Source organism: Streptomyces sp. NPDC029014, assembly GCF_055564695.1.
This window is the reverse complement of the sequence record NZ_JBVHVT010000253.1, coordinates 1-1,052: the sequence shown is the minus strand read 5'-3', so window position 1 is coordinate 1,052 and position 1,052 is coordinate 1. Positions and strand designations below refer to the sequence as shown.

The following is a 1,052-nucleotide window of genomic DNA, read 5'->3' as shown; positions in this document are numbered from 1 at the left end:
AGGTCGGAAAGTGGGGGAGATTGCCCAGGTGTGGGCGGAAGTGAAGGCTGCAGAAATCGGCAAAGCTCCGGCCACAGTCAACCACAAGGGGCGAATCCTGCGGCAGATTAGCCGGATGTGCCCCTGCATACGGTGTCGGAGGTGCTTGGACACAGCTCTATGGCGATGACCCGGCGCTATGCTCACCTGTCGCCGGAACACCTGTCAGATGCCATCAGAAAGATGGCCTGACTTCCGAGCCGGAAGGATTCCTCGCCAAACTCTCCCGCTGGACATAAGAGAACTGGACAGTCTCGGGATCCAGCCGCTGCGCACGCGCATCTACGCCCAGTTGCGGGTCCACTTAGATCGGAACGATGTCTGAAAAGGCAGATGATGGATAGACTCTGGTCAATCTGAGGCAAGGACATTCCAATGATTAGAAAGGAAGCCCCCCCTGTTGTAGACCCGGCTTCACCCTGGAAAGGAGACATTTTCGACCGGGCACATGACGGCAGAGTTCTGTCCAACCTAATTGCGAAGAGTGCTGACCAGGCACTCACCATTTCTCTTCAGGCACCTTGGGGCAGTGGCAAGACGGTTTTTCTCCAACGCCTAAAGGCGCACATCCAGAATGAGTTCAAAATTAAGGCCATTTCAGTCGACACATGGAAATATGATCATCACGGTGATCCTCTTGCCCCAATTCTTGCGCAGCTTCTTGACGTAATTGAGGAACGAGCAGAAAAACAACACCCCCAAAGCGCGCTCCGAAATAAATTAGAAAAGGTTGGCTCCCAATTAGCGGCTACGGGCGCCAAGTACATCCTGCCCGCGCTAAGTGCTACAGCCAAGGTAACAGTACCCGGCTATGCCTCGTTGGTGGAAGGCGCCGAAAAGATTGCGGCAAGCCTCTTGGAGAGGCAAAGAGAATTGATGAACGCTGAGCCAGCCTTCAGATCTGCCCTTGAGGCGGCTAGAGATGCGGTCTCCGCTCGCAAGCCGACAGGTCCGATCCGGCCGATCCTCTTCATCATTGACGAACTAGACCGCTGCCGACCCGACTACGCGAT

1 protein-coding gene is annotated in these 1,052 nt (G+C 55.2%); it reads left to right on the top strand.

Going from position 1 to position 1,052, the window contains the following annotated elements:
* Positions 1-414: 414 nt before the first annotated feature.
* Positions 415-1,052: KAP family P-loop NTPase fold protein (locus ACZ4VL_RS40910; protein ID WP_468211159.1), on the top strand; the 638-nt coding region annotated here is incomplete at its 3' end.